3 protein-coding genes are annotated in these 2,594 nt (G+C 68.4%); 1 reads left to right on the forward strand and 2 read right to left on the reverse strand.

What is annotated here, in order from left to right; genetic code table 11:
* On the forward strand, positions 1 to 640 hold a 640-nt coding region (locus F9K34_RS18560; RefSeq protein WP_291338583.1), incomplete at its 5' end, for a LysM peptidoglycan-binding domain-containing M23 family metallopeptidase.
* 48 nt (positions 641 to 688) lie between these two features.
* Here F9K34_RS18560 and F9K34_RS18565 read toward each other — a convergent pair.
* Complete coding sequence (locus tag F9K34_RS18565; RefSeq protein WP_291338584.1) at positions 689 to 1,528, reverse strand: ATP-binding protein; 840 nt, start codon at positions 1,526 to 1,528, stop codon at positions 689 to 691.
* Positions 1,525 to 2,451, reverse strand: coding sequence for a twin-arginine translocase subunit TatC (gene tatC, locus F9K34_RS18570; RefSeq protein WP_291338585.1), 927 nt, complete (start codon positions 2,449 to 2,451; stop codon positions 1,525 to 1,527). Before tatC ends, F9K34_RS18565 begins: the two co-directional genes overlap by 4 nt.
* Positions 2,452 to 2,594 lie beyond the last annotated feature (143 nt).

Raw genomic sequence — 2,594 nt, forward strand, 5'->3', positions numbered from 1 at the left:
GGCCTATTCGATCGCGCGGCTCTACAACGTCAACGTCAAGGCGCTGGCGGACTGGAACGGCCTCGGCCCGGACCTCGCCGTGCGCGAGGGCCAGACGCTGCTGATCCCCGTCGCCGCGACAATGGCCGCGCCGCAGGAGGTCGTGACGGCACCGGGCCAGGGCTCGCCCACGCCAACGCCGCCCTCGGCCGCCACACCGCTGCCGGCCGAGAAGACGAAGCCCGCGGCCGAGCCGGTGAAGACCCCGCCCGCCCCCGACCTCGGCGCGCAGAAGACCGCCGCCTCGGGCACCGCGAAGCTCGCCATGCCGGTCGCGGGCAAGATCATCCGCGGCTACCAGAAAAAGAAGAACGAGGGCATCGACATAGCCGCCTCGGCCGGAACCTCGGTGGCGGCGGCCGGCGACGGCACGGTCGCGGCGATCACCAAGGACACCGACCAGGTGCCGATCCTGGTGATCCGGCATGAGGGCAACCTGCTTACCGTCTATGCCAATATCGACGGGATCGCGGTAGCCAAGGGCGACCGGGTAAGGCGCGGCCAGCCGATTGCCAGGGTGCGCTCCTCTGACCCCGCCTTCCTGCACTTCGAGGTGCGCCAGGGCTTCGACAGCGTCGATCCCGTCCCCTACCTCCAGTAGGGCGCGCGCGCCACGGACGGCGCGGGCGCGAGGACGCGCGACACCCTGTCAGAGACGGACGCCCCGGCGCCCGGCGAGATCGCAGAAGAACTGCCAGGCGACGCGGCCCGACCGTGCGCCGCGCGTGGCCTGCCATTCGATCGCCTCGGCGCGCAGGGTGGATTCGTCGACCTCCAGCCCGTGATTGGCGCAGTAGCCCCTGATCATCTCCAGGTACTCGTCCTGGCTGCAGGGGTGGAACCCGAGCCAGAGGCCGAAGCGGTCGGAGAGCGAGACCTTCTCCTCCACCGCTTCCGACGGGTTGATCGCGCTCGACCGCTCGTTCTCGATCATGTCCCGCGGCATCAGGTGCCGGCGGTTCGAGGTGGCGTAGAAGAGGACATTCTCGGGCCGCCCCTCGATGCCGCCGTCGAGGACCGCCTTCAGCGCCTTGTAATGCTGGTCGTCATGCGAGAACGACAGGTCGTCGCAGAAGAGGATGAACCGGTGGTCCCGCGCCGCGCGTAGCAGCGCGAGCAGGCGCCCGATCGAGGACAGGTCCTCGCGGCTGAGTTCGACGATCTTGAGGTCGGTCCCCTGGGCGCGGACCGCGGCGTGGACCGCCTTCACCAGCGAGGACTTGCCCATCCCGCGCGCGCCCCAGAGAAGCGCGTTGTTGGCCGGCAGGCCCTGCGCGAACTGCGCCGTGTTGGCCAGGAGCGTGTCGCGCGCGCGGTCGATGCCGACGAGCAGCGGAAGGTCCACCCGCGCGACTTCCGCCACCGGCACCAAACGGTCCGGGTCCGCATGCCAGACGAAGGCCTCGGCGGTAAGATCCGGCGCGGCGTGGGGCGCCGGCGCGAGCCGCTCCAGAGCCTCGGCGATCCGGGTCAGGAGCGGCCCGGTCATGACCCGGCCTTGTCTGTCCGCGCGACGGCCTCGCCCTCGGCGTCGTCCTTTTCTTCGTCGAAGAGGCTCTCGCCCTCGCCGATGATTCCCTCGGCGCGCGCTTCCTCGTCCTTCTTCTTCTCGACCCAGGCGACGAGAAAGATCGAGATCTCGTAAAGCCCATAGACGACGGCGAAGAGCAAGACCTGGCTCGCCACGTCCGGCGGGGTGACGATTGCGGCGACGGTCAGGATGCCGACGATCGCGTACTTGCGCACGTCGCGAAGCCCGCGCGAGCTTGCCAGCCCGGCCTTTCCCATCAGCGTCAGGAGCACGGGCAACTGGAAGCAGATGCCGAAGGCGACGATCATCTTCAAGGTGATCTCGAGCGTCTCGTTGACCTTGCCGTTGAAGACGATCTGGATGCCCTCGCCCGCCGGTTTAACCGCATCCTCGCCGGTGAAAACAGCGGCGAAGTAGGACGGCAGGTCCGCGAAGCCGAGGAAGAACTGCATCGCCATCGGCACGACGAGGAAATGCGCGAAGGATGCGCCAAGCAGGAAAAGCGCCGGCGAGGCGATGAGGAAGGGCAGGAAGGCCTGTTTCTCGCTGCGGTAGAGGCCGGGCGCCACGAAGCGCCACATCTGGTAGGCAATGACCGGGAAGGACAGTGTCAGCCCGCCGACCATCGAGATCCGGATCAGGGTGAAGAAATATTCCTGCGGCGCGGTGTATTGCATCACCGGGTTCTCGTTGCCGAGATTCCGCATCGTCTTCTCGATCGGCAGCAGGAGGAAGTCCAGAAGCGCGCTGCCGAAGGAGAAGCAGACGACCATGGCCACGAGAAAGGCCGCGAGCGACCAGAGGATGCGCGTCCTGAGTTCTGCCAGATGCTCGACCAGCGGCGCGGTGCTGTCGTCGATGTGATCTTCGGCGCCGCTCATGCGTCACCCTTCTTGGCGCGGGGTTTCGCCGCGGCTTTCGGACGCGGCGCGGCCGGCGACGCCTCCGCCGGCTTGGAAACGGGCTTGGGTTTCGCCATTGCGCGACGCCTGCCCGGTGCCGCGGCTGCGGCCGGGGCCGCAGG

The organism is Albidovulum sp. (assembly GCF_008933605.1).
GTDB lineage: Bacteria > Pseudomonadota > Alphaproteobacteria > Rhodobacterales > Rhodobacteraceae > Albidovulum.

Bases quoted from the DNA above. Each gene is read 5' to 3' on its own strand.
- F9K34_RS18565 (WP_291338584.1), bottom strand. From the start codon at position 1,528: ATGACCGGGCCGCTCCTGACCCGGATCGCCGAGGCTCTGGAGCGGCTC.
- tatC (WP_291338585.1), bottom strand. From the start codon at position 2,451: ATGAGCGGCGCCGAAGATCACATCGACGACAGCACCGCGCCGCTGGTC.